A 25,230-nucleotide genomic window follows, 5' to 3' on the forward strand; every position below is an offset into this window, starting at 1 on the left:
TACCGTCCCCGATGCTACCCAACACCGCCAGGACCCACGCCAGCCCCGGTCACTTGCACACGCAGAAATGGCGCGGACGCATAGGCCTGAGCCTGGTGGCCATGCTCTCGGTGCTCGCCGGCATGACCGACGCCATCGGCTTCATGGCCAGCGGCGACTTCGTCTCGTTCATGAGTGGCAATACCACCCGGATGGCGGTCGCCATCAGTGCTGGCGACCTTGGGTTGACCCTGCGCCTGATGATCCTCGTCGCCACCTTCATCGTCGGTAACGCGCTGGGCATTATCGTCAGCCGCCTAGGCAGACGCCGGGCCCTGCCCTTGTTGCTGTGCATTACCGCCCTGCTGTGCGCCGCCGCAGCCTGGCCTTATGACGAGCAACTGCCGGCCCTGCTGGCGGCGATCATCGCAATGGGCATGCTCAACGCCGCGGTGGAAGAAGTGAACGGCCTGCCGGTTGGCCTGACTTACGTCACCGGCGCCCTGTCGCGTTTCGGCCGCGGGCTGGGCCGCTGGATGCTCGGCGAGCGCCGTAACGGCTGGCGCGTGCAACTGATCCCCTGGACCGGCATGTTCGCCGGCGCGGTACTCGGTGCCGTGCTGGAACATCACCTGGGGCTCAAGGCGTTGTATGCCAGCGGCCTGCTGGCTGCCGGGCTCGCGGTGTTGTCGTTGAAGATCCCGCGGCGCTGGCAGTTGGGGTATATGCCGCGCTGAGCTTGGCGGTGCCTATGCGGCCCTCATCGCGAGCAAGCTCGCTCCCACAGGGGATCGGTGTCGAATACAAAATTGAAATCCACCACGAAACAATTGTGGGAGCGAGCTTGCTCGCGATGGGGCCAGAATAGACAACATCGATTTAGCTGCCCCGCCGATAAAGCTTTATCATGGCCGCAGTTTCGCTGATCGAGTGCACCATGAAGTTCGCCATCGCCGTATTTTCCGCCGCCCATGCGCCCTCCTCGCGCCGCGCCCTGTTGTTCGCCCAAGCCGCGCTGGCCGGCGGGCACGAGATTGTCCGGCTGTTTTTCTATCAGGACGGCGTCTACAACGCGTCCGCCAGCGTGGTCACGCCCCAGGATGAATTGGACTTGCCCAGGCAATGGCACGCCTTTGTCAGCGACCATCAACTCGATGGCGTGGTATGCATCGCCGCTGCCCTGCGTCGTGGCGTGTTGAACGAGGAAGAAGCCCGGCGCTATCAGCGCGAGGCGGTTGCCGTCGGCGCGCCGTGGGAATTGTCCGGCCTCGGCCAGTTGCATGACGCCGCGCAGGATGCCGACCGTCTGATCTGTTTCGGAGGCGCATGACATGGCCAAATCCATATTGATCATCAGCCGCCAGTCGCCCTGGTCCGGCCCGGGCGCGCGGGAAGCGCTGGATATCGTGCTGGCCGGGGGCGCCTTCGACCTGCCGATCGGCCTGCTGTTTCTCGATGACGGCGTGTTCCAGCTGGCCGTCAGCCAGGACGCCAAGGCCCTGCAACAGAAAGACCTGAGCGCCAACCTGCAAGCCCTGCCGATGTTCGGTGTCGAGGAATTGTTTGCCTGCGGCGACAGCATTACCCAGCGCGGCCTGGACCCGAGCGGCCTGTCACTGCAAGAAGCCCAGGTGTTGGCCGCCCACGAAATCACCGCCCTCATTGACCGTTACGACCAGGTGATCACCCTCTGATGTCGACTTTGCATGTGTTGTCTCATTCCCCGTTCGGCGACGAACGCCTGACCAGTTGCCTGCGCGTGATCGGCGCCAACGACGGGTTGCTGTTGTCCGGTGATGCCGCCTACGCGTTGCAGCCAGGCACCGCGCCGTTCACGGCGCTCAGCGCACGCGGCCTGAAGCTGTTCGTGCTGGCTGAAGATGCCCAGGCCCGTGCGCTTGCGGTTCCAGACTGGGCCAAAGCTATCGATTACCCGGCCTTCGTCGAACTGTCGATCCACTACGACAAGGTCAACAGTTGGCTATGAATGCATTGACGGTCGGCGCCCGCGCCATCGAACTGGACAAGGACGGTTTCCTGGTCGAACTGAGTGACTGGTCCGCCGACGTGGCCAGTGCCCTGGCGGCGGCCGAAGACATCGAGTTGACGCCCGAACACTGGGAAGTCCTCGAACTGCTGCGCAGTTTCTACGCCGAATTCCAGCTGTCACCGGCCACCCGCCCGTTGATCAAGTACACCGCCCTGAAACTCGGCCCGGAAAAAGGCAACAGCCTGCACCTGAACCGACTGTTCAAAGGCACTCCCGCCAAACTCGCCGCGAAACTGGCGGGCCTGCCCAAACCGACGAATTGCTTATGACCGACTACCCAGCACTGACACTCGAAACGCCCGCCGAGCACCCGTTCGCCCAGTTCGTGCGGATCCTTGGCAAAGGCAAGCGCGGCGCCCGTGACCTGACCCGGGTCGAGGCCCGCGAGGCCATGGGCCTGGTGCTCGATGAAAAAGTCGAGGAAACCCAGCTCGGCGCATTCCTGATGCTGTTGCGGCACAAGGAAGAAAGCGCGCAAGAGATGGCGGGCTTCACCGAAGCCTTGCGCGAACGCCTGAATCCTCCGGCGCTGGCGGTGGATCTGGACTGGCCGACCTATGCCGGCAAGAAACGCCATCTGCCGTGGTATCTGCTGGCAGCCAAGTGCCTGGCGCAAAACGGCGTGCGGATTTTCATGCACGGCGGCGGCGCCCACACGGCCGGTCGCTTGTACAGCGAGCAACTGCTGGGCGAATTGAACATCCCGCTGTGCCGCAACTGGCAACAGGTGGGTTCGGCACTGGATAACGGCGGCCTGGCCTTCATGCCTTTGATGGACTGGGCGCCACAGCTGCAACGGATGATCGACCTGCGCAACACCCTGGGCCTACGCTCGCCGATCCACTCCCTGGCGCGGATTCTCAATCCGCTGGGCGCCCGCTGCGGCCTGCAGAGCATTTTCCACCCGGGTTACCAGGCCGTGCATCGCGATGCCAGTGGCCTGCTGGGTGACACTGCCATCGTCGTCAAAGGCGATGGCGGCGAGATCGAGATCAACCCGGACGCCAACAGTCACCTGTATGGCACCACCGGGGGCGAGAGCTGGGACGAGGAATGGCCGCAGTTGTCGGCGCAGCGTCACGTCAAGCCTGCCTCGCTTGATCCTGAACATTTGAAAGCGGTCTGGCGTGGCGATGTGGTCGACAGCTACCCGCAAATGGCCCTGATCTCGACCATGGCACTGGCCCTGCGCGGCCTGGGACAGAGCCGCGAACAGGCCTTCGAAACCGCTGAAAAATACTGGGCGGCGCGGGACAAATCGATTTAATCGATCATTCGCGCCCGATCTTTGCGCTTTTTGTTCGAACTCATCGGAATAGACTCGACTCCATCGATTATGGGTTTCAGGAGTCTTGAACATGGGTTTATTAGTGGATGGCCGCTGGCAGGACAAGTGGTACGAAAGCAGCAAGGACGGTGCGTTCCAGCGTGAACAGGCGCAGCGTCGCAACTGGTTGACCGCAGACGGCAAGCCGGGACCGACCGGCGTCGGCGGTTTTGCGGCCGAGCCCGGGCGCTATCACCTGTACGTGTCCCTGGCCTGCCCGTGGGCTCATCGCACTTTAATCCTGCGCAAACTCAAAGGCCTGGAAAACCTGATCGACGTTTCGGTGGTCAGTTGGTTGATGCTGGAAAACGGCTGGACTTTCGACCAGACCCTCGGTTCGACCGGCGACAGGCTCGATCACTTCGACTTCATGCACCAGCGCTACACCGCCGACACCGCCGACTACACCGGCCGCGTTACCGTACCGGTGCTGTGGGACAAACAGCACAAGCGCATCGTCAACAATGAATCATCGGAAATCATCCGCATGTTCAATGGCGCCTTCGACGATCTGACCGGTAACGACCTGGACTTCTACCCGGCGCCGCTGCGCGGCGAGATCGATGCGTTGAACGAGCGGATCTACCCGGCCGTCAACAATGGCGTGTACCGCGCCGGGTTTGCCACCTCGCAGCAGGCTTATGAACAAGCCTTCGATGAAGTGTTTGCCGAGCTCAATCATCTGGAACAGTTACTGAGTGCCAACCGCTACCTGGCTGGCGAGTACCTGACCGAAGCGGACATCCGCCTGTTCACCACGCTGATTCGCTTCGATGCGGTGTACTACGGGCACTTCAAGTGCAACCTGCGGCGGATCGCGGATTATCCGAACCTGTCGAACTGGCTGCGGGAGATTTATCAGTGGCCGGGAATCGCCGAGACGGTGGACTTCACCCACATCAAGAACCACTACTACGCCAGCCACCGCACCATCAACCCGACGGGTGTGGTGCCCAAAGGTCCGGCGCAGGACTTCACCGCGCCCCATGATCGGGAGCGGTTGAGCGGGAAATGGGTTTGGAAAAAGCGTTAAAAAGCAAAAGATCGTCCGAACGCGGCCCGAACCTTCGGCAGCTCCTACAGGGTGTACACCTTACCTCTGTAGGAGCTGCCGAAGGCTGCGATCTTTTTGCAACAGCCAACGCAGTAATCAGACCTGCCCCTGAGCCCCTTCAAACCACGCCAGTTTCTCGCGCAGTTGCACCACTTCACCGACGATCACCAAGGTCGGCGCATGCACTTCATGCTCCGCCACCAGTCGTGGCAGGTCCGCCAGGGTGCCGGTAAACACTCGCTGGTTGACTGTGGTGCCCTGCTGGATCAGTGCCGCCGGGGTATCGGCGGCGCGACCATGCTTGATCAACTGCTCGCAGATGATCGGCAAGCCCACCAGGCCCATGTAGAACACCAGGGTCTGTGCCGGGGCCACCAGATCGGCCCATGGCAAATCGCTGGAGCCGTCCTTGAGGTGGCCGGTGATGAAGCGCACCGACTGCGCATAATCGCGGTGGGTCAGCGGAATCCCGGCATAGGCCGCGCAACCACTGGCCGCCGTGATACCCGGCACGACCTGGAACGGGATGCCATGGGCCGCCAGTTCTTCGATCTCCTCACCACCACGACCGAAGATGAACGGATCGCCGCCCTTCAACCGCACCACGCGCTTGCCTTGCTTGGCCAGGTCCACCAATTGCTGGTTGATCTGGTCCTGCGGCACCGCGTGATCGGCTCGGCGCTTGCCGACGTAGACCCGCTCGGCGTCGCGACGGCACAGTTCGAGAATCGCCGGTGCGACCAAACGGTCGTACAGCACTACGTCGGCTTGCTGCATCAGACGCAATGCCTTGAACGTCAGCAGATCGGGATCACCCGGACCGGCGCCCACCAGATAGACCTCACCGGTCGCCACTGGCGCTTCGCCATCGATTTTCGCCTGGAGCAAGCGCTCGGCTTCACCGCCCTGCCCGGCCAATTGCCGGTCGGCAATCGGTCCCTGGAAAACATCTTCCCAGAACGCCCGACGCTGCTGCACATCCGGAAACAGGCCTTTGACCTGATGGCGGAATCGCGCCGCAAGCCCGGCCAGGTGACCGTAGGTGGAAGGAATCCAGGTTTCGATCTTGGCGCGGATCAAACGCGCCAGCACCGGTGCATCGCCGCCGCTGGACACGGCAATGATCAACGGAGAACGGTCGACAATGGCCGGGAAGATCACGCTGCACAGGGCTGGCGCGTCTACCACGTTGACCGGCACGCAACGCCGATGGGCGTCGGCGGAGACTTGTGCGTTCAGCGTTTCGTCGTCGGTGGCGGCAATGATCAGCCCGCAACCGTCCAGATCCGCCTCGGCGTAGCCACGTAGCAGGCACTCGCCACCGCTGCCGGTAACCAGCTCGCGCAATTGCGCTTCGATTTCAGGTGCAACCACCCGCAGCAGCGCACCGGCATCGGCCAGCAGGCGGGACTTGCGCAAGGCAATCTCCCCGCCGCCGACGACCAACACACGACTGCCGCGCAGGTTATGGAACAGCGGCAGATAGTTCATTTAGCCGATGACCTCGAGGCCACCCATGTACGGCTTGAGGACTTCAGGCACGCGGATCGAACCGTCGGCCTGCTGATAGTTCTCGAGCACCGCCACCAGGGTACGGCCGACTGCCAGGCCGGAGCCGTTCAGGGTGTGTACCAGTTCAGGCTTGCCGGTTTCCGGGTTGCGGAAACGCGCCTGCATGCGCCGGGCCTGGAAGTCGCCACAGTTGGAGCACGACGAAATTTCGCGGTATTTGTCCTGGCTCGGGATCCACACTTCCAGGTCGTAAGTCTTGACCGCGCTGAAGCCCATGTCGCCGGTGCACAAGGCCAGGGTGCGGTAAGGCAGTTCCAGCAGTTGCAGGACCTTCTCGGCGTTGGCAGTCAGCCCTTCCAGCGCTGCCATCGACTGCGACGGCTCGACGATCTGCACCATCTCGACTTTATCGAACTGGTGCTGGCGGATCATGCCGCGGGTGTCGCGACCCGACGCGCCGGCTTCGCTACGGAAGCACGGGGTGTGGGCGACAAACTTGATCGGCAGCAGTTTCGAGTCGACGATTTCGCCGGCGACGATGTTGGTCAGCGACACTTCGGCGGTCGGGATCAGGTACAGGTCGGCTTCGCCTTCGCGCGCGATCTTGAACAGGTCTTCTTCGAACTTCGGCAACTGGCCGGTGCCTTGCAACGCCGGGGCCTGGACCAGATAAGGCGTGTAGGCCTCTTCGTAGCCGTGCTCGGTGACGTGCAGGTTGATCATGAATTGCGCCAGGGCGCGATGCAGACGGGCGATCGGGCCGCGCAGCAGGGCGAAACGGGCGCCGGACAGCTTGGCGGCGGTTTCGAAGTCCAGCCAGCCGAACTTCTCGCCCAGGGCGACGTGGTCCTGAACCGGGAAATCGAAGGCCGTCGGGGTACCCCAGCGACGCACTTCGACGTTGCCGTCTTCGTCTTCGCCGACCGGTACCGATTCGTGCGGCAGGTTGGGGATACCTAGCAGGATCGAGTCCAGATCGGTCTGGATCGCGTCCAGTTCGACTTTACCGGCGCTCAATTCGCCCGCCATGCGCTCGACGTCCGCCATCAGCGGCGCGATGTCTTCACCGCGCTGCTTGGCCTGACCGATGGATTTGGAGCGCGCATTACGTTCAGCCTGCAGTGCTTCGGTGCGGGTCTGGACGGTCTTGCGCTGTTCTTCCAGCGCTTCGATGCGCGCAACATCCAGGGTATAGCCACGGGATGCCAGGCGGTCCGCTACGTCCTGAAGGTTGCTACGTAACAGTTTGGAATCGAGCATGTCGGTTTCTCGTTTATCAAAGTTTGGTCAAGGACAGGCCGGCCCAGGTGGCAAGCAGCCCGCCGAATACGCTGAGCGCCGCATAGCCCAGGGCCAGCGGCACTTGCCCGCTTTCCAGCAGGCGCACCGTATCCAGTGAAAAGGATGAAAAAGTTGTCAGCCCCCCGAGGAAGCCAACGATCAACCCGGCACGCACCTCGATGGGCACCTCCGGGCGGATCAAAAACAGACCGTATAGAACGCCGATCAGCAAACAGCCCACGATATTAACGGCCAGCGTCGCTGTATAGAAGTGCCGCGGCCAATTCGCGTTGATCCAGTTGCCGGTGGCGAAGCGCAACAACGTGCCGGCCATCCCGCCGACGGAAACCGCAACGATCAAGGGAAGCACTATTTTCTCCGCTGCCTTGGGCTTAAACGGTCGAGTTTCGCCAGGTGATTGAGTTTTTCGCCGATCTTCAACTCCAGGCCACGGGGCACGGGCTGATAGAACGGGATTGGGTCGAGTTCTTCCGGGAAATAGTCTTCGCCAGCGGCATAGGCGTCCGGCTCATCATGGGCATAACGGTATTCATCGCCGTAGCCCAGTTGTTTCATAAGTTTGGTCGGCGCGTTACGCAGGTGCAGCGGCACTTCCAGAGAACCGTGCTCGGCGGCGGCGCGCAATGCGGTCTTGAAGCCCATGTAGACCGCATTGCTCTTTGGCGCACAAGCCAGGTAGGTGATGGCCTGGGCCACCGCCAGTTCGCCTTCGGGGCTGCCGAGGCGCTCCTGCACCTCCCAGGCCGCCAGGCACAGGCTCAGGGCGCGGGGGTCGGCATTGCCGATGTCTTCGCTGGCCATGCGCACCACGCGCCGGGCGAGGTAGAGGGGGTCGCAACCGCCGTCGATCATCCGTGCAAACCAATACAAGGCGCCGTCAGGGTTGGAGCCGCGCACCGATTTATGCAGCGCGGATATCTGGTCGTAGAACGCTTCGCCGCCCTTGTCGAACCGCCGGCGGGTATCGCCGAGCAGGCTTTGCAGGAGATCGGTGCCGATCTCGCTGTTGTCTTCCGCCAGGTCCGAGGCGTTTTCCAGCAGGTTGAGCAGGCGCCGGCCATCACCATCGGCGGCCGACAGCAGCATCTGGAAGCCTTCGTCGCTGAGGGTCAGGTTGCGCTTGCCCAGGCCACGCTCTTCGGTCAGCGCGCGCTGCACCAGTTTGCGCAGGGCCGCTTCGTCGAGGCTTTTGAGCACGTAGACCCGCGCCCGTGACAGCAAGGCGTTGTTGAGTTCGAAGGAGGGGTTTTCCGTGGTCGCGCCGATGAAAATCAGCGTGCCGTCCTCGACATAGGGCAGGAACGCATCCTGCTGGGATTTGTTGAAGCGATGCACCTCGTCGACGAACAGGATGGTGCGGCGCCCGTACTGCGCGGCCTGCTGCTTGGCGATTTCCACCGACTGGCGGATCTCCTTGACCCCGGCCAGCACCGCCGAGACCGTTTCGAAGTGCGCATCCGAGACTTCCGCGAGCAATCGCGCCAGGGTGGTTTTGCCCACGCCCGGCGGTCCCCAGAAAATCATCGAATGCAGGGCACCCTGCTCCAGCGCTTCGCGCAGGGGTTTGCCGCGAGCGAGCACGTGTTCCTGACCGACGTACTCGTCCAGATTGGCCGCACGCAGGCGGGCGGCCAAGGGCTGGGCGATGGGGGCGCTGCGAAACAGATCCATGGTTACCTAAAAAACCTCACTGCCTATCAGCCAAATCATTAAACACCGCAAGCCCCTGTGGGAGCGAGCTTGCTCCGGGCGGCGTTCCGACGATAGCGTCAGGTCAGTCGACATTGCTGTTGAATGTTATGCCGCCATCGCGAGCAAGCTCGCTCCCACAGGTTATCTGTCTTATTCCTGAATTACGTCAGCCCCTTTCGGGATATCGAACTTGAACTTGGACGCCGGGATCGGCTCGTTGGCCTTCACCCCGGTGAACAGGATATTGGTGCGCTGACCAACGCTGTCGATCAGTTGCATATCATTGACCAGGCCATTGCGGAACGACAGGCGCAGGCTGTCGAACAGGGTGTCCTTGGTTTTCGGCTTGAGAGTGAAGTCGATCACCCCACCGGCTTCCTTGGCGCTGATGTCGAAGCTCTGGCTGATCTTGGACACGTCACCGGACAACAGCAAGGCCGGGGTCTGGGTCAGGCGCTGGTCGAGGTTCTTGATGGTGGCCTGTTCCAGGTCCGGGTCCCACAGGGTGACTTTCTTGCCATCGGAGATCATGGTCTGTTCGGCTGGCGCATCGGTGTGCCAGTAGAACAGGCCAGGACGCTGCAGCGACATCTCGCCAGCAGTTTCCTGCAACTGGGTGCCGGTGCCATCGAGGGTCAGTTGCGAGAAACGTGCGGTCAGGGTCTGGGATTTTTCCAGCAGTTGGGTCAGGCGCGCCACGTCCTTGTCATCGGCGTTAGCCTGGAGCGTGGTCAAGGCCAGTACCGGCAGCAACAGCATGCGGATCAGACGCATGGGAGTCCTCATAACATTCGTGGGAGTGCGGGCGGCGCCAAAGGCACCACCCTTTTCATACTCGGGTCAGTCGCGCACCGGGCCCGGGGCCAGGACTTCACGCGAACCGTTGGTGTTCATGGACGTCACGACCCCGGCCATTTCCATGGCTTCGATCATGCGCGCGGCGCGGTTGTAGCCGATCTTCAGTTTGCGCTGAACCGCGGAAATGGAGGCGCGACGGCTTTCCAGCACGAACTGCACGGCTTCGTCGTACAGCGCATCGGCCTCGGGATCGTCACCGTCGCCGCCACCACTGCTGCCTTCAAAGCCGCTGCCCGCCTCTTCGACGCCATTGAGGATGTCGTCGTTGTATTCCGGCGCGCCCCGCAGCTTCCAGGCTTCCACCACGCGGTGAACCTCATCGTCGGACACGAAAGCACCGTGAACACGAATCGGCAGGCTGGTGCCCGGTGGCATGTAGAGCATGTCACCGTGGCCGAGCAGTTGTTCGGCGCCGCCCTGGTCGATGATGGTCCGCGAGTCGATCTTGCTCGATACCTGGAACGCCATGCGGGTCGGGATGTTGGCCTTGATCAGACCGGTGATCACATCCACCGACGGACGCTGGGTCGCCAGGATCAAGTGGATACCGGCCGCACGCGCCTTTTGCGCGATACGGGCAATCAGTTCTTCAACCTTCTTGCCGACGATCATCATCATGTCGGCAAATTCGTCGACCACCACCACGATGGTCGGCAGCTTGCTCAGCAGCGGCGCTTCGTCGTGGATGCTTTCGCGCTTGTACAGCGGATCGCTCAACGGCTCGCCGGCGTCCTGGGCTTCCTTGACCTTGGCGTTGAAGCCCGACAGGTTTCGCACCCCCATCTTGGCCATCAGCTTGTAGCGTCGCTCCATCTCGGCAACGCTCCAGCGCAGGGCGTTGGCGGCGTCCTTCATGTCGGTGACCACCGGGCACAGCAGGTGCGGAATGCCTTCGTAGATCGACAGCTCAAGCATTTTCGGGTCGATCATGATCAGCTTGGCGTCTTCCGGGCCGGACTTGAACAGGATCGACAGGATCATCGCGTTCACACCCACCGACTTACCGGAACCGGTGGTACCGGCCACCAGCAGGTGCGGCATCTTCGCCAGGTCAGTGATCACCGGCTTGCCGCCGATGTCGTGGCCCAGGGCCAGGGTGACCGGGGATTTGAAGTTGTCGTACTCGGGGGTCGACAACACCTCGGAGAAACGCACGATCTGCCGGTCTTCGTTGGGAATCTCGATACCGACCGTGGTCTTGCCCGGAATCACTTCCACCACGCGCACGCTGGTCACGGCCAGGGAGCGGGCAAGGTCTTTGGCCAGGTTTGAAATACGGCTGACCTTGACCCCGGCCGCCGGCTGGATCTCGTAACGGGTGATCACCGGGCCCGGGTGAATCGAATCCACCGTGACTTCGACGCCGAATTCCTTGAGCTTGATTTCCAGCAGGTGGCCAACCGCAGCCAGGGATTCAGGCGAGTAATTGAGCTGTTTCTTTTCCGCCGGGTCGAGAATCGAGATCGGCGGCAAGGTGCCTTCCACGGCGCTGTCGACGAACAGCGGCGCCTGCTTCTCTTTCTCGACGCGCTTGCTCGGCGCGGCGGGCTTTGGCGGCGCGGGCGCAATCACCGGCGGCACCTGCTTCTCACGCTCGGACATGTGCTTGCTCAGGGCTTGCTCACGTTCGATCAGGCGTTCCTTGACCTTGGCCTGCTCGCGCTTGTCGGTGACGGTCGGCGCGACCACTTCATCCATACGATCATCGACTTCACGCAACCGGGCAACCAGTTGTTTGCGCTCGGTACGGGCAGCCCACCAGCGATTGGCGGCGCCCTGGAACAGCTCGAACAGGTCGAGGGTGATTTTGCCGGTGATGTCCATCACCTTGAACCACGACAGATCGGTAAACACAGTCAGGCCGAACAGGAACAAGGCAATGAACAACAGCGTGCTGCCCTGGATATTCAGGGCGTTCCTGGCCAGTTCGCCGAGGCTTTCCCCCAGCGCGCCACCCGCACCGGCCGGCAGACCGGTCGCGGCATGAAAATGGATATGGGCCAGCGCGGCCCCCGACAGCACCAGGAACACCAGGCCGATCAGGCGCCAGGAGAACAGCCAACCGCTCCACTGCCACGGTTCGTGACGCTGGCGGAAGATCTGGTACGCCTTGACGGCCAGCAGCAACGGGAAGATGTAGGCGAAGTAACCCAGCACCATGAACAGGATATCGGCGCTGTAGGAGCCCGCTGGCCCGCCGAAGTTCTGCACATCGTCGATCTTGCTGTTATGACTCCAGCCCGGATCGTCCTTGCCGTAGGTCAACAAGGCCATCATCAAGAACAGGCACAAGGCACCGATGGCGATCAGCGCACCTTCCTTGAGTCGGTAGTGCAAGTGCTGGCGCCAGAGCGGTACGACGGCTGGTTTAGGTGCTGCGGTGGATTTCTTCAAAACGCTTCTTTTCCTGCGCCATGGGCGCGTCCATCTGGTGAATGTCTATAAAAACCGCGAAAAAACTGCCCAATCCAGGCAGGTAAAAAAGTTAACACGCGTTACCGGGACTACTTTTAACACTGCGCCCCGGTTTTTATAAACATGGCGCGCACTGAATATATGTAACACGCAGGGCATTGTACGGGTTTGTACGCACGACGCCATGCTTGAGACCCTTGGGTGTAGCATAGTCAAAAGCATATGACATGCTGTTCAATTTGAGCATGCATTCTCTTTTGTGACAAAGGCTTATGAGGTGTTTTTATGAGCGAAGCGAAGCATTCACGCCTGATCATCCTGGGCTCCGGCCCCGCCGGTTACAGCGCGGCCGTGTATGCCGCCCGCGCCAACCTCAAGCCCGTTGTCATTACCGGCATCCAGGCGGGTGGCCAGCTCACCACCACCGTCGAAGTGGATAACTGGCCAGGGGACGTTGAAGGCCTGACCGGGCCGGTGCTGATGGATCGCATGCAAAAACACGCCGAACGCTTTGCCACCGAGATCGTTTACGACCACATCCATACCGCCAAGTTGCAACAACGGCCGTTCGAGCTGATTGGCGATGGCGGAACCTACACCTGCGACGCACTGATCATTGCCACCGGCGCCAGCGCGCAATACCTGGGTCTGCCGTCGGAGGAAGCGTTTGCCGGCAAAGGAGTGTCGGCGTGCGCGACCTGTGATGGATTTTTCTATCGCAATCAGGTGGTTGCGGTGGTCGGCGGCGGCAATACGGCGGTCGAGGAAGCCTTGTACCTGTCGAACATCGCCAAGGAAGTGCACCTGATCCATCGGCGCGACAAGCTGCGCTCGGAGAAGATCCTCCAGGACAAACTCTTCGAAAAAGCCGCCAATGGCAATGTCCGCCTGCACTGGAACCAGAACCTGGACGAAGTGCTCGGCAATGCCAGCGGCGTGACCGGCGCCCGCCTGCGGGACAGCCACACCGGTGAAACCAAGGAGCTGACATTGGCCGGGGTGTTTATCGCCATCGGCCACAAACCCAACACCGACCTGTTCGCGGGCCAGCTGGAAATGCGCGACGGATATCTGCAGGTCAAGGGTGGCAGCGAAGGCGATGCCACCGCTACGGCGATTGCAGGGGTGTTTGCCGCCGGCGACGTGGCCGACCACGTTTATCGCCAGGCCGTTACATCTGCCGGGGCCGGTTGCATGGCGGCGCTGGACGCTGAAAAATACCTCGACGACATTCCAACCGTTTAAAGGCAAACTTTATGGCGGGCCAACACCCGCCACTGCCCTCCCCTTCTGCAAGCCTGGATGCCATGCTGACTTGGTTACAACGCAACACCTTGCATTTCCCACCGCTGGAAAAGGCCATGCGCGACCCCAACGGGCTTCTGGCTGCCGGTGGTGATCTGTCTGCCGATCGGCTGATCTCGGCTTATCGCCACGGCTGCTTCCCATGGTTTTCCGAAGGCCAGCCGATCCTCTGGTGGTCGCCGGACCCGCGTACCGTGCTGTTTCCCGACGAATTGCACATCTCGCGCAGTCTGAACAAACTGCTGCGCCAGCAACGCTATCAAGTGACCTTTGACCAGGACTTCGCTGCCGTCATCCGCGCCTGTGCAGCCCCCCGGGAGTACGCTGACGGCACGTGGATTACCGAGGCCATGCAGGACGCCTACATCGAGCTGCACAGGCGTGGACACGCGCACTCGGTGGAAGTGTGGGACGGGGACGAACTCGTGGGCGGGCTCTACGGCCTGGCAATGGGCCAGCTGTTTTTCGGCGAATCCATGTTCAGCCTCGCCGACAACGCCTCGAAATTCGGCTTTGCCACACTGGTGCGGCATCTGAAAGACTCGGGTTTTGTACTGATCGATTGCCAGATGCCCACCGACCACCTGCACAGCCTGGGCGCACGCGCCATTCCTCGCCGTGAATTTGCCAGCTATCTGGCCAGGCACCTGGACCAAGCCAACACCGCCACCTGGGTTTGCTGAGCGACTTTCTCCCGTGTGGCTTACACTTATTCAAAAGCATTATCCCGAGGGTTGATCATGACCGAGTTGGCGCGTTTGAAGTTCTATGCCACTCAGCCGCACTCTTGCAGTTATCTGCCCGAGGAGCAGGCCACAACCCTGTTTCTCGACCCTAGTCAGCCCATGGATGTGCATGTCTATGCAGACCTGTCGGAAATGGGGTTTCGTCGCAGTGGCGATCATCTCTATCGGCCGCATTGCCAGAATTGCAATGCCTGCGTTCCGGCGCGCATTCCCGTGGGGCAGTTCACGCCCAACCGGCAACAGAAACGCATCTTCAAGCGCAACGTGGATTTGCAGGTGCGCCCGGCCAGGCCCGGCTTCAATGAAGAGTACTTCGACCTTTACCAGCGCTATATCGAACAGCGTCACGCCGATGGCGACATGTATCCGCCGAGTCGCGACCAGTTCTCGACATTCCTGGTGCGGGACCTGCCGTTTTCCCGATTTTACGAGTTCCGCCTGAACGGCCAGCTTCTGGCCGTCGCCGTCACCGATTTACTGCCGAACGGTCTTTCGGCGGTCTACACCTTCTACGAACCGGCCGAAGAGCGCCGCAGCCTTGGGCGCTATGCAATCCTCTGGCAAATCGCCGAGGCCAGGCGGCTGGGGCTGGATGCGGTCTACCTCGGCTACTGGATCAAAAACTGCAAAAAAATGAACTACAAGACTCAATATCGCCCTATTGAGTTGCTGATTAATCAGCGCTGGGTGGTTCTAAACTAGAGCCGGCCCTAAACCCCTTGGCTTAAACCCCACTTTTCGGGCACAATGCACGCCGCTTTTGCCTGGCGCAGTTGCACCGGGCCATTCATTGGACACCGAGGGCTTTACTGCATGTCGAAAGAAGACAGCTTCGAAATGGAAGGCACTGTCGTCGACACCCTGCCCAACACCATGTTTCGTGTGGAGTTGGAAAATGGGCACGTCGTAACCGCGCACATCTCCGGCAAGATGCGCAAGAACTACATCCGTATTCTTACCGGCGACAAAGTGCGCGTAGAGCTGACTCCCTATGACTTGAGCAAAGGGCGCATCACTTACCGCGCCCGTTAATCAAGTCAATACAAGACGCCCGGCTCATGCCGGGCGTTTTTGTTTGCCTGCGATTTAGCTGCCGCACGCTGCCCTTGTAGGAGCTGCCGAAGGCTGCGATCTTTTGATCTTAAAAACAAAATCAAAAGATCGCAGCCTTCGGCAGCTCCTACAGACAGCAAAAAGGCGCCAATTGGCGCCTTTTTGCTTTATTGCGGTTTAACGTCAGGCCATCTCGGCCGTGGTCTCGAACTCGAAGGTCAGCTCACCATCCTTGATGTCGATGTGTACCACACCGCCATGCTCGGCCAGTTCGCCAAAGAGAATCTCCTCCGCCAGCGGACGCTTGATCTTGTCCTGGATCAGGCGAGCCATTGGGCGAGCCCCCATCGCCGCGTCATAGCCACCTTCGGCCAGCCAGTTGCGGGCTGCATCGGTGACCTCCAGCAACACACGCTTGTCTTCCAGTTGCGCCTGAAGCTCGGTAAGGAACTTGTCCACCACGCTCTTGATGACCTCATGACTGAGGCGACCAAACTGGATGATGGTGTCCAGACGGTTGCGGAATTCCGGCGTGAAGCTCTTCTTGATCACTTCCATCGCATCGGACGAGTGATCCTGATAGGTGAAACCGATCGAAGCGCGGGCTGCGGTCTCGGCACCGGCGTTGGTCGTCATGATGACGATCACGTTGCGGAAATCCGCCTTGCGCCCGTTGTTATCGGTCAGCGTACCGTGGTCCATGACCTGCAGCAGCAGGTTGAAGACTTCCGGATGCGCCTTCTCGATCTCATCGAGCAACAGCACGCAGTGTGGCTGCTTGGTGATGGCTTCGGTCAGCAGACCGCCCTGATCGAACCCGACATAGCCTGGAGGCGCACCGATCAGACGCGATACGGTGTGGCGCTCCATGTACTCGGACATGTCGAAACGAATCAGCTCGACACCCAGGGCCTTGGCCAACTGACGCGCCGCTTCGGTTTTACCGACACCGGTAGGCCCTGCGAACAGGAACGAACCGACAGGCTTGTCAGGGGACTTGAGGCCGGCACGGGACAGCTTGATCGCGGTAGCCAGCGAGTCGATCGCGGCGTCCTGACCGAACACGGTCAACTTCAGGTCACGCTCGAGGTTACGCAGCAGTTCCTTGTCGGAGCTGGTGACGTGTTTTGGCGGAATCCGCGCGATTTTCGCGACGATATCCTCGACTTGCGGCACTTCGATGCGCTTCACACGCTTCTCGACCGGTTGCAGGCGCTGGTAGGCACCCGCCTCGTCGATGACGTCGATGGCCTTGTCCGGCATGTGACGGTCATTGATGTAGCGCGAAGCCAGTTCGGCAGCCGCGCGCAGGGCTTCATCACTGTATTCGATATTGTGATGGCTTTCGAAACGCCCTTTCAGGCCACGCAGAATGCCAATGGTGTCTTCCACCGAAGGCTCCGACACATCGACCTTCTGGAAGCGCCGGGCCAAGGCACGGTCCTTCTCGAAGATGCCGCGGAATTCCTGGAAGGTGGTCGAACCGATGCAACGGATATCACCGGACGACAGCAGCGGCTTGAGCAGGTTCGAGGCATCCATGACGCCACCGGACGCAGCACCCGCACCAATGATGGTGTGGATCTCGTCGATGAACAGGATCGCCTGCGGACGTTTTTTCAGTTCATTGAGCAACGCCTTGAAGCGCTTCTCGAAATCGCCACGGTACTTGGTACCGGCCAGCAAGGCACCCAGGTCGAGGGAGTAAACCACACTGTTGGCCAGCAGGTCCGGCACCTGGTTGTCGACAATGCGCTTGGCCAGGCCTTCGGCAATCGCGGTTTTACCCACGCCCGCCTCGCCCACCAGCAGCGGATTGTTCTTGCGGCGACGCGCCAGGATCTGCGCGACACGCTCGACTTCCAGCTCACGACCTACCAACGGATCGATGCGACCCTGGCGCGCGAGTTCGTTGAGGTTACTGGCATAAGCATCCAGGGGATTGCCCGAGGAAGAAGACTCACCGCCCTCGTCGTCCTGCATATCTTGCTCACCTTCAGAGTGATCGCCATGCCCCGGCACCTTGGAAATGCCATGGGCGATGTAGTTGACGACATCTATACGGGCAACGCTCTGCTGTTTCAGCAGGAACACCGCCTGACTCTCTTGCTCACTGAAGATCGCGACCAGCACATTGGCACCAGTCACTTCGCGTTTGCCCGAGCTCTGTACGTGAAACACAGCACGTTGCAGTACACGCTGGAAGCCCAGGGTTGGCTGGGTTTCGCGATCCTCGTCATGCACGGGAATCAATGGCGTGGTGGAGTCGATGAACTCCTGCAGGTCATGCTTGAGTTTGTCGAGGTTTGCGCCGCACGCACGCAGAACGGTGGCGGCAGCCTCATTGTCCAATAGGGCCAGCAAGAGGTGTTCGACAGTCATGAACTCATGACGCTTCGAACGAGCTTCCTTGAAGGCAAGATTGAGGGTGACTTCGAGCTCGCGGTTTAACATAGCTTCACCTCATACCCAAGTGGTCGGCGATTAACCGTCCTTCTCGATTTCACAGAGTAGCGGATGCTGGCTTTCCCTGGCGTACTGGTTGACCTGCATGGCCTTGGTCTCGGCGATGTCGCGGGTAAACACTCCACATACTGCCCGTCCTTCTGTATGGACGGCCAGCATGACCTTGGTCGCCAGCTCGCGATTCAGGTTAAAAAACACCTCGAGCACTTCGACGACGAAATCCATCGGTGTGTAGTCATCATTGAACAAAACCACCTTGTACATCGGCGGTGCCTGTAGTGCAGGCTTTGCCTCCTGAACAGCAATGCCTGCGGAATCGTCGTCGTGTGCCCCCGGCTGATCTTTTTGAAGAACCGGGCGATCCTGATTGAATGTTAGTCGAATCTGGCTGATTGCATGCATGGAAAGAAAGGTTCGTCAGTTGTTCAAATACAGTGGTGGGGGCGGCTATCAGCGATTTCAACTCCGACTGCCGGGTCAGCTTGACTATCGGCAAAAGGGTGTTACAACCAATAGAGCCCACAGTGGGTAAAAAAGGTCCGCGGAGTCAATCTTATTTACAGATTCGACTGCGGATGTACTGGATGATACTCCAGTGATGGAGTCTGTTGCAGAGGGAGTTGGGTATGGCTGTCGGCAAGGTGAAGTGGTTCAACAATGCCAAGGGTTACGGATTCATCAACGAGGAAGGCAAGACAGAAGATCTGTTTGCCCACTACTCAGCCATTAAAATGGATGGTTATAAAACCCTGAAAGCCGGGCAAGCTGTCGTATTCGATATCATCCAGGGCCCCAAGGGCCTGCACGCGGTCAACATCGGGAACCCGGTGGACGCTTCAAAAGCGACGGAATCCACCCCGCAACAGACCGTTACAGTGTAAGTCCACACCGTCATTGCGACATAAAAAAACCGCCTGGTTCAATCTCTCGAATCAGGCGGTTTTTTGTGTGCCAGCGTTTTCTTACATGTGCGAGATCAGCGCATCGCCGAAGCCGGAAGACGACACCAACTTGGCACCTTCCATCAGGCGCTCGAAGTCATAGGTCACGGTCTTGGCGGAAATCGCGCCGTTGGTGCCCTTGATGATCAGGTCGGCCGCTTCGGTCCAGCCCATGTGGCGCAGCATCATTTCAGCGGACAGGATCAGCGAACCCGGGTTGACCTGGTCCTTGCCTGCGTACTTCGGCGCAGTACCGTGGGTGGCTTCGAACATGGCCACGGTGTCGGACAGGTTGGCACCCGGCGCGATACCGATACCGCCCACTTCCGCCGCCAGGGCGTCGGAGAGGTAGTCGCCGTTCAGGTTCAGGGTCGCGATCACATCGTACTCGGCCGGGCGCAACAGGATCTGCTGGAGCATGGCGTCGGCGATGGCATCCTTGACGATGACGTTCTTGCCGGTTTTCGGGTTCTTGAACTGCATCCACGGACCGCCGTCGAGCAGGGTCGCGCCGAACTCTTCAGCCGCCACTTCGTAGGCCCATTCCTTGAAGGCACCTTCGGTGAACTTCATGATGTTGCCTTTGTGCACGATGGTCAGCGAATCGCGATCATTATCGACCACATATTGCAGGGCCTTGCGTGCCAGACGCTTGGTGCCTTGCAGGGACACCGGCTTGACGCCGATACCGCAGTTCTCGTCGAAACGGATCTTGGTAACGCCCATTTCTTCTTTCAGGAACTTGATGACCTTGGTGGCTTCCGGCGTACCGGCCTTCCACTCGATGCCCGCGTAGATGTCTTCGGAGTTCTCGCGGAAAATGGTCATGTCGACATCGCCAGGCTTTTTCACCGGGCTAGGCACGCCTTCGAACCAGCGCACCGGGCGCAGGCAGACGTACAGGTCGAGTTGCTGGCGCAGGGCCACGTTCAGGGAACGGATGCCGCCACCGACCGGAGTGGTCAGCGGGCCCTTGATGGAAACCACGTAATCCTTGACCGCGTCCAGGGTTTCCTGAGGCAGCCAGGTGTCCTGATCGTAAACCTGAGTCGCTTTCTCCCCGGCGTACACCTCCATCCAGGAAATCTTGCGCTCGCCGCCGTAAGCCTTCTTAACGGCAGCATCGACAACCTTGATCATGACCGGGCTGATGTCGACGCCAATGCCGTCGCCTTCGATGAAGGGGATGATCGGGTTATTAGGAACATTGAGAGAATGGTCTGCATTGACGGTGATTTTGTCGCCGACGGCTGGAACCTGAATCTTCTTGTAACCCATGCTGAACTCCATTGATTGGATTGAACATCTGGCTTGGTTCGAGCGTAACCCAGTTGAATCGGCGCGCAAACCCTATGTTCCATCGATCTGGCGCAAAGCCTTGCAACTCGTGCGCTACAAGCCTGAAAGCAAAGGGAAAAGCGCCAAAACCAAGCACGACGTGTGACCTTACGCCCTGCTCGCCCCTGCGACCTTTAGACCAATGGACGACATTCGTTGCATATGAACCATCGGCAGATTGCCAGCTACCTATGTATAATGCCGCCCGCTGACCACAGGGTCACGACGGCTGAAGTGCTCTACGACGAGACTTTCCGCCCGGCAAGCCGGCCTGTTATCGCAGTCCGGCTACTTGACGCCCTACTGATGCACCCAACATCACAGCAACGAAACCTCGATATTCGGCTCATGGATGACTTTGAACGAACGCGCTTACCCGGCGCCCTCGAGTTTCTGCGCACGCTTTAGCAAAGAAGAGAGAGTTAATCCGAATATGCCCACCCGCTCGAAGATCATCTATACCTTCACCGACGAAGCTCCTGCCCTCGCCACCTATTCACTGTTGCCTATCGTAGAGGCGTTCACCGCCTCGGCTGATATCGCCGTTGAAACCCGCGATATCTCTCTTGCAGGGCGCATCCTGGCCAGCTTCCCCGAGCAACTGGGTGACAAAGCCGTAGCCGACCACCTCGCCGAACTGGGCGCCCTGGCCGTTACGCCTGAAGCCAACATCATCAAGCTACCGAACATCAGCGCTTCGGTTCCACAACTGCAAGCCGCGATCAAAGAGCTGCAAGCCCAGGGCTATGCACTTCCGGACTACCCCGAGACCGTCACCAGCGACGCCGACAAAGTAGCCAAGGCGCGTTACGACAAGATCAAGGGCAGCGCCGTGAACCCGGTCCTGCGTGAAGGCAACTCCGACCGCCGCGCTCCGTTGTCGGTCAAGAACTACGCACGCAAGCACCCGCACAAAATGGGCGCGTGGGCCAAGGACTCCAAGTCCCACATCGCGCACATGGGCACCGGCGATTTCTACGGCAGCGAAAAAGCCGCCCTGATCGACGCCGCTGACGCCGTGAAAATCGAACTGATCGCTCAAGACGGCACTGCTACCGTCCTGAAAGAAAAGACCAGCGTACAAGCCGGTGAGATCCTCGATTGCGCGGTACTGAGCAAAAACGCCCTGCGCAGCTTCATCGCGGCCGAAATCGAAGACGCCAAGGCACAAGGCGTGCTGCTGTCGGTTCACCTGAAAGCCACCATGATGAAGGTCTCCGACCCGATCATGTTCGGCCAGATCGTTGCCGAGTTCTATAAAGACGCACTGGCCAAGCACGCTGACGTGTTGGCACAGATCGGCTTCAACCTGAACAACGGCATCGGCGACCTGTACGCTCGCATCAAGGCCCTGCCTGCTGAACAGCAAGCGGCCATCGAAGCTGACATCCAGGCGGTCTACGCCGTTCGCCCTTCCCTGGCGATGGTCAACTCCGACAAAGGCATCACCAACCTGCACGTGCCGAGCGACGTGATCGTCGACGCCTCGATGCCTGCGATGATCCGTGACTCCGGCAAGATGTGGGGCACCGACGGCCAGTTGCACGACACCAAGGCCGTGATCCCGGATCGCTGCTACGCCACCATCTACCAGGCCGTGATCGAAGATTGCAAAGCCAACGGTGCGTTCGATCCGACCACCATGGGCAGTGTGCCGAACGTTGGCCTGATGGCGAAGAAAGCCGAAGAGTACGGCTCCCACGACAAGACTTTCCAGATCAAGGCTGACGGCGTTGTTCGCGTCACCGACGGCAAGGGCAACCTGCTGATGGAACAGGCTGTTGAAGCCGGCGACATCTTCCGCATGTGCCAGACCAAAGACGCGCCGATCCAGGACTGGGTCAAACTGGCCGTCAACCGTGCTCGCGCAAGCGCGACCCCGGCGATCTTCTGGCTGGACCCGATGCGCGCCCACGACGGCGTAGTGATCGAGAAGGTTCAGGCTTACCTGAAGGATCACGACACTGCCGGCCTGGACATCCAGATCATGGCGCCGGTCGACGCAATGAAGTACACCCTGCAGCGCACCCGCGCCGGCAAGGACACCATCTCGGTGACCGGCAACGTACTGCGCGACTACCTGACCGACCTGTTCCCGATCATGGAACTGGGCACCAGCGCCAAGATGCTGTCGATCGTGCCGCTGATGAACGGCGGTGGCCTGTTCGAAACCGGCGCTGGCGGTTCGGCTCCGAAGCACGTTCAGCAGCTGCTGGAAGAGAACTTCCTGCGCTGGGATTCGCTGGGTGAATTCCTGGCCCTGGCCGCGTCCCTGGAACACCTGGGCGTGACCTACAACAATCCAAAGGCGCTGGTCCTGGCCAAGACCCTGGACCAGGCCACCGGCCAGTTCCTGGACAACAACAAGTCGCCATCGCGCAAAGTCGGCAACATCGACAACCGCGGCAGCCACTTCTACCTGGCGCTGTACTGGGCCCAGGCCCTGGCTGCCCAGACCGAAGACGCTGCACTGCAAGCGCAGTTCGCGACCCTGGCCAAGACCCTGACCGAGAACGAGGCGACCATCGTTGCCGAACTCAACGCCGTCCAGGGCAAGCCAGTGGACATCGGCGGCTACTACCACGCCGACGCCGAGCTGATCAGCAAGGCCATGCGCCCAAGCGCTACCTTCAACGCGGCAGTTGCTGCGCTGGTTTAAGGTTGTAAGGGAACACCACAAACCCCGGCCCTGTGCCGGGGTTTGTGTTTCTGGCGAAGATCAAAAGATCGCAGCCTTCGGCAGCTCCTACACCGATCCTTGTAGGAGCTGCCGAAGGCTGCGATCTTGGCAATTCCGAATACACCGAAGACCTTACCGAGGAAAACTGATGGACTGGAAACCCCACATCACCGTCGCCACCATCGTCGAGGACAACGGCCGCTTCCTGATGGTCGAAGAACACAAGGCCGGTCGCAACGTGCTCAACCAGCCTGCAGGTCATCTGGACCCGAACGAGACCCTGATTGAAGCCGCCGTGCGCGAAACCCTCGAGGAAACCGGCTGGGACGTCGAGCCCACCGGCGTGCTGGGGATTTATCTGTATACCGCCCCGAGCAACGGCGTGACCTACCAGCGGGTCTGCTTTATCGCCAAACCACTGAAACACCACCCGGATTATCAACTGGACGACGGCATCGTCGGCGCCAAGTGGTTGACCCGCGAGGAATTAATCGAGCAACGCGACAACTGGCGCAGCGAGCTGATCATCCGTTGCATCGACGACTATCTGGCAGGCCAACACTTCGACCTCGAATTGATCCGACCTTCTCTTTAGCCATGCAGGCCCGAGCCTGATAGAATCGCGTCCTTTTTCAAGACACTCATTGAATCCCTATGCGTGATCCAGCCCCTTCTGACACACAAAAGAAGCGCGTCATTGTCGGCATGTCCGGCGGCGTGGACTCTTCCGTTTCCGCCCTCCTGCTGATCGAGCAAGGCTATGAGGTGGAAGGCCTGTTCATGAAGAACTGGGAAGAAGACGATGGAACGGAATATTGCACCGCCATGGATGACCTGGCGGACGCCCAGGCCGTATGCGACAAGATTGGCATCAAGCTGCACACCGCCAACTTCGCCGCCGAGTACTGGGACAACGTGTTCGAGCATTTCCTGGCCGAATACAAGGCCGGACGCACGCCGAACCCGGACATCCTGTGCAACCGCGAAATCAAGTTCAAGGCGTTCCTCGACTACGCCATGGTGCTTGGCGCCGACCTGATCGCCACCGGCCACTACGTGCGTCGCCGCGACATCGATGGCCGCACCGAACTGCTCAAGGGCCTGGACCCGAACAAGGACCAGAGCTACTTCCTGCACGCCGTCGGCGGTGAACAGATCGCCAAGACCCTGTTCCCGGTCGGCGAACTGGAAAAACCGCAAGTGCGCGCCATTGCCGAGAAATACGAGCTGGCGACCGCGAAGAAAAAGGACTCCACCGGGATCTGCTTTATCGGCGAACGCCGCTTCAGCGACTTCCTCAAGCAGTACCTGCCGGCGCAACCGGGCGAGATCAAAACCACCGAAGGTGAAATCATCGGCCGCCACCACGGCCTGATGTACCACACCATCGGTCAGCGTCAGGGCCTGGGTATTGGCGGCCTGAAAGACGCCAGCGATGAGCCGTGGTACGTGCTGATCAAGGACCTGGAACACAACGAGCTGATCGTTGGCCAAGGCAATGATCACCCGTGGCTGTTCTCCCGCGCCCTGCTCGCTTCCGATATCTACTGGGTCAACCCGGTCGACCTGAGCCAGCCACGCAAGCTGACCGCCAAGGTTCGTTATCGCCAGAGCGACCAGCCGTGCACCCTGGAAAAAACCGCCACCGGTTATCGCGCGACCTTCGATGATCCGCAGCGCGCGGTCACCCCAGGCCAGTCCGTGGTGTTCTACGACGGTGAAATCTGCCTCGGCGGCGGCGTGATTGAAGTAGCCGAGCCGTGGACGAGCAAGGGCCAGGCCCTATGAACCCGATTCAGGAGCAACTGACGGCACTGGGCGGCGTGTTTCTCGCCGCGGTGCTGGTGGACAGGATCGCCAAGACCGGCCAGACCAACGAAGCCGGCCTGACCTGCATGCTCGGCAGCCTGCTGATCCGCGACCCCAAGGACACCCTGGAAGTCTACGGCGGCGACGACATCAACCTGCGTGAAGGTTACCGCGCACTGATCGGCGCCCTCGAACGCGACCCAAGTGCCCTGCAGCGCGAGCCATTGCGTTATGCCCTGGCCATGCTCGGCCTTGAGCGCCAGCTGGCCAAGCGCAACGACATGCTCGACGTGATCGGCAAGCGCCTGCCGCAGATCCAGTCCCAGGTCGAACACTTCGGCCCGGCCCACGAAAACGTGGTCGCCGCCTGCGGCGCGCTGTATCAGGACACCCTGAGCACCCTGCGCCAACGCATCCAGGTGCACGGCGACATGCGCAACCTGCAACAACCGAGCAATGCCTCGAAAATTCGTGCCCTGCTGCTGGCAGGCATTCGTTCGGCGCGCCTTTGGCGGCAATTGGGCGGTCATCGCTGGCAGCTGGTGATCAGTCGCCGCAAATTGCTCAAAGAGCTTTACCCCTTGATGCGTAACGAATAACCCGCATCGACAGATACGAACTCAGCAATACGCGTAATACGCCGGTCAGTTGGCGACGGACCGGCGGATTTTTTCATGTATGATACGCGCCCCATTTCGTTGCC

26 protein-coding genes are annotated in these 25,230 nt (G+C 60.4%); 17 read left to right on the forward strand and 9 right to left on the reverse strand.

Going from position 1 to position 25,230, the window contains the following annotated elements; genetic code table 11:
- Positions 1-11 precede the first annotated feature (11 nt).
- From ACMDB8_RS17555 to ACMDB8_RS17585, 7 genes are all read left to right on the forward strand, one after another.
- Positions 12-716 carry a YoaK family protein gene (locus tag ACMDB8_RS17555; protein ID WP_056723793.1) on the forward strand — a complete coding sequence of 235 codons (705 nt, stop codon included), beginning with the start codon at positions 12-14 and terminating at the stop codon, positions 714-716.
- Between the two features lie 200 nt (positions 717-916).
- Positions 917-1,309 (forward strand): sulfurtransferase complex subunit TusD, encoded by a 393-nt coding sequence (tusD, locus tag ACMDB8_RS17560; protein WP_223541447.1) that lies wholly within the window; start codon positions 917-919, stop codon positions 1,307-1,309.
- Between the two features lies 1 nt (position 1,310).
- Positions 1,311-1,673 carry a sulfurtransferase complex subunit TusC gene (gene tusC, locus ACMDB8_RS17565; protein ID WP_056723795.1) on the forward strand — a complete coding sequence of 121 codons (363 nt, stop codon included), beginning with the start codon at positions 1,311-1,313 and terminating at the stop codon, positions 1,671-1,673.
- Positions 1,673-1,966, forward strand: a complete 294-nt coding sequence (gene tusB / locus ACMDB8_RS17570; RefSeq protein ID WP_056723797.1) for a sulfurtransferase complex subunit TusB — start codon at positions 1,673-1,675, stop codon at positions 1,964-1,966. Before tusC ends, tusB begins: the two co-directional genes overlap by 1 nt.
- Positions 1,963-2,298 (forward strand): TusE/DsrC/DsvC family sulfur relay protein, encoded by a 336-nt coding sequence (locus tag ACMDB8_RS17575; protein WP_046037873.1) that lies wholly within the window; start codon positions 1,963-1,965, stop codon positions 2,296-2,298. Before tusB ends, ACMDB8_RS17575 begins: the two co-directional genes overlap by 4 nt.
- Positions 2,295-3,296, forward strand: coding sequence for a glycosyl transferase family protein (locus ACMDB8_RS17580; protein ID WP_223541440.1), 1,002 nt, complete (start codon positions 2,295-2,297; stop codon positions 3,294-3,296). The genes ACMDB8_RS17575 and ACMDB8_RS17580 overlap by 4 nt, the downstream gene beginning before the upstream one ends.
- A 91-nt stretch (positions 3,297-3,387) precedes the next feature.
- Entirely contained in the window at positions 3,388-4,389 is a 1,002-nt protein-coding gene (locus ACMDB8_RS17585) for a glutathione S-transferase family protein (RefSeq protein ID WP_056723801.1), read from the forward strand.
- 117 nt (positions 4,390-4,506) lie between these two features.
- Here the strand turns inward: ACMDB8_RS17585 and cysG are convergent, their stop codons facing one another.
- The 6 genes from cysG to ACMDB8_RS17615 all read right to left on the reverse strand — a co-directional run bounded on the left by cysG (position 4,507) and on the right by ACMDB8_RS17615 (position 12,168).
- Complete coding sequence (gene cysG / locus ACMDB8_RS17590) at positions 4,507-5,901, reverse strand: siroheme synthase CysG (protein ID WP_056723802.1); 1,395 nt, start codon at positions 5,899-5,901, stop codon at positions 4,507-4,509.
- Positions 5,902-7,182, reverse strand: coding sequence for a serine--tRNA ligase (gene serS, locus ACMDB8_RS17595; RefSeq protein WP_056723804.1), 1,281 nt, complete (start codon positions 7,180-7,182; stop codon positions 5,902-5,904).
- Positions 7,183-7,198: 16 nt separating this feature from the next.
- The gene (gene crcB / locus ACMDB8_RS17600; RefSeq protein WP_056723806.1) at positions 7,199-7,573 is read right to left on the reverse strand and encodes a fluoride efflux transporter CrcB; all 375 of its coding nucleotides are present in this window, start codon (positions 7,571-7,573) and stop codon (positions 7,199-7,201) included.
- Positions 7,573-8,895, reverse strand: coding sequence for a replication-associated recombination protein A (locus ACMDB8_RS17605; RefSeq protein ID WP_056723808.1), 1,323 nt, complete (start codon positions 8,893-8,895; stop codon positions 7,573-7,575). Before ACMDB8_RS17605 ends, crcB begins: the two co-directional genes overlap by 1 nt.
- Before the next feature lie 171 nt (positions 8,896-9,066).
- Positions 9,067-9,690 (reverse strand): outer membrane lipoprotein chaperone LolA, encoded by a 624-nt coding sequence (gene lolA, locus ACMDB8_RS17610; protein ID WP_008049385.1) that lies wholly within the window; start codon positions 9,688-9,690, stop codon positions 9,067-9,069.
- A gap of 66 nt (positions 9,691-9,756) precedes the next feature.
- Positions 9,757-12,168 (reverse strand): DNA translocase FtsK, encoded by a 2,412-nt coding sequence (locus ACMDB8_RS17615; RefSeq protein WP_056723810.1) that lies wholly within the window; start codon positions 12,166-12,168, stop codon positions 9,757-9,759.
- 306 nt (positions 12,169-12,474) lie between these two features.
- On the opposite strand from ACMDB8_RS17615, the gene trxB reads away from it, so the two are divergent.
- The 4 genes from trxB (at position 12,475) to infA (ending at position 15,272) form a co-directional block, all read left to right on the forward strand.
- On the forward strand, positions 12,475-13,434 hold the full coding sequence (trxB, locus tag ACMDB8_RS17620; RefSeq protein WP_056723812.1) for a thioredoxin-disulfide reductase: 960 nt from the start codon (positions 12,475-12,477) through the stop codon (positions 13,432-13,434).
- Between the two features lie 62 nt (positions 13,435-13,496).
- Positions 13,497-14,177 carry a leucyl/phenylalanyl-tRNA--protein transferase gene (gene aat, locus ACMDB8_RS17625; RefSeq protein WP_056723866.1) on the forward strand — a complete coding sequence of 227 codons (681 nt, stop codon included), beginning with the start codon at positions 13,497-13,499 and terminating at the stop codon, positions 14,175-14,177.
- 57 nt (positions 14,178-14,234) lie between these two features.
- Positions 14,235-14,942, forward strand: coding sequence for an arginyltransferase (locus ACMDB8_RS17630; protein ID WP_056723815.1), 708 nt, complete (start codon positions 14,235-14,237; stop codon positions 14,940-14,942).
- Positions 14,943-15,053: 111 nt separating this feature from the next.
- Entirely contained in the window at positions 15,054-15,272 is a 219-nt protein-coding gene (infA, locus tag ACMDB8_RS17635; RefSeq protein ID WP_002553999.1) for a translation initiation factor IF-1, read from the forward strand.
- A 204-nt stretch (positions 15,273-15,476) separates the two neighbouring features.
- Here infA and clpA read toward each other — a convergent pair whose 3' ends face one another.
- Complete coding sequence (gene clpA, locus ACMDB8_RS17640; RefSeq protein WP_056723817.1) at positions 15,477-17,747, reverse strand: ATP-dependent Clp protease ATP-binding subunit ClpA; 2,271 nt, start codon at positions 17,745-17,747, stop codon at positions 15,477-15,479.
- Positions 17,748-17,777: 30 nt separating this feature from the next.
- A complete protein-coding gene (gene clpS, locus ACMDB8_RS17645) occupies positions 17,778-18,161 on the reverse strand; it encodes an ATP-dependent Clp protease adapter ClpS (protein WP_056723819.1) in 384 nt (127 codons plus the stop codon).
- 224 nt (positions 18,162-18,385) lie between these two features.
- Between clpS and cspD the strand changes: the two genes are divergently transcribed.
- On the forward strand, positions 18,386-18,640 hold the full coding sequence (gene cspD / locus ACMDB8_RS17650; RefSeq protein ID WP_056723821.1) for a cold shock domain-containing protein CspD: 255 nt from the start codon (positions 18,386-18,388) through the stop codon (positions 18,638-18,640).
- Positions 18,641-18,721: 81 nt separating this feature from the next.
- On the opposite strand, the gene icd is transcribed toward cspD, so the two are convergent.
- Complete coding sequence (gene icd / locus ACMDB8_RS17655) at positions 18,722-19,978, reverse strand: NADP-dependent isocitrate dehydrogenase (protein ID WP_007972065.1); 1,257 nt, start codon at positions 19,976-19,978, stop codon at positions 18,722-18,724.
- Here icd and ACMDB8_RS17660 point away from each other — a divergent pair.
- The 5 genes from ACMDB8_RS17660 to hflD all read left to right on the forward strand — a co-directional run bounded on the left by ACMDB8_RS17660 (position 19,977) and on the right by hflD (position 25,126).
- Positions 19,977-20,144: a hypothetical protein gene (locus ACMDB8_RS17660; RefSeq protein WP_177336465.1), complete on the forward strand. Its 168-nt coding sequence runs from the start codon at positions 19,977-19,979 to the stop codon at positions 20,142-20,144. The genes icd and ACMDB8_RS17660 overlap by 2 nt on opposite strands.
- Before the next feature lie 327 nt (positions 20,145-20,471).
- Positions 20,472-22,697 (forward strand): NADP-dependent isocitrate dehydrogenase, encoded by a 2,226-nt coding sequence (locus ACMDB8_RS17665; RefSeq protein WP_223541441.1) that lies wholly within the window; start codon positions 20,472-20,474, stop codon positions 22,695-22,697.
- 169 nt (positions 22,698-22,866) lie between these two features.
- Positions 22,867-23,313: an NUDIX hydrolase gene (locus ACMDB8_RS17670; protein ID WP_056723827.1), complete on the forward strand. Its 447-nt coding sequence runs from the start codon at positions 22,867-22,869 to the stop codon at positions 23,311-23,313.
- A gap of 59 nt (positions 23,314-23,372) precedes the next feature.
- On the forward strand, positions 23,373-24,506 hold the full coding sequence (gene mnmA, locus ACMDB8_RS17675; protein ID WP_056723828.1) for a tRNA 2-thiouridine(34) synthase MnmA: 1,134 nt from the start codon (positions 23,373-23,375) through the stop codon (positions 24,504-24,506).
- Complete coding sequence (gene hflD, locus ACMDB8_RS17680; protein ID WP_008053455.1) at positions 24,503-25,126, forward strand: high frequency lysogenization protein HflD; 624 nt, start codon at positions 24,503-24,505, stop codon at positions 25,124-25,126. Before mnmA ends, hflD begins: the two co-directional genes overlap by 4 nt.
- Positions 25,127-25,230: the final 104 nt, after the last annotated feature.

The organism is Pseudomonas monachiensis (assembly GCF_047345015.1).
In the GTDB taxonomy this organism is placed as follows: domain Bacteria; phylum Pseudomonadota; class Gammaproteobacteria; order Pseudomonadales; family Pseudomonadaceae; genus Aquipseudomonas; species Aquipseudomonas monachiensis.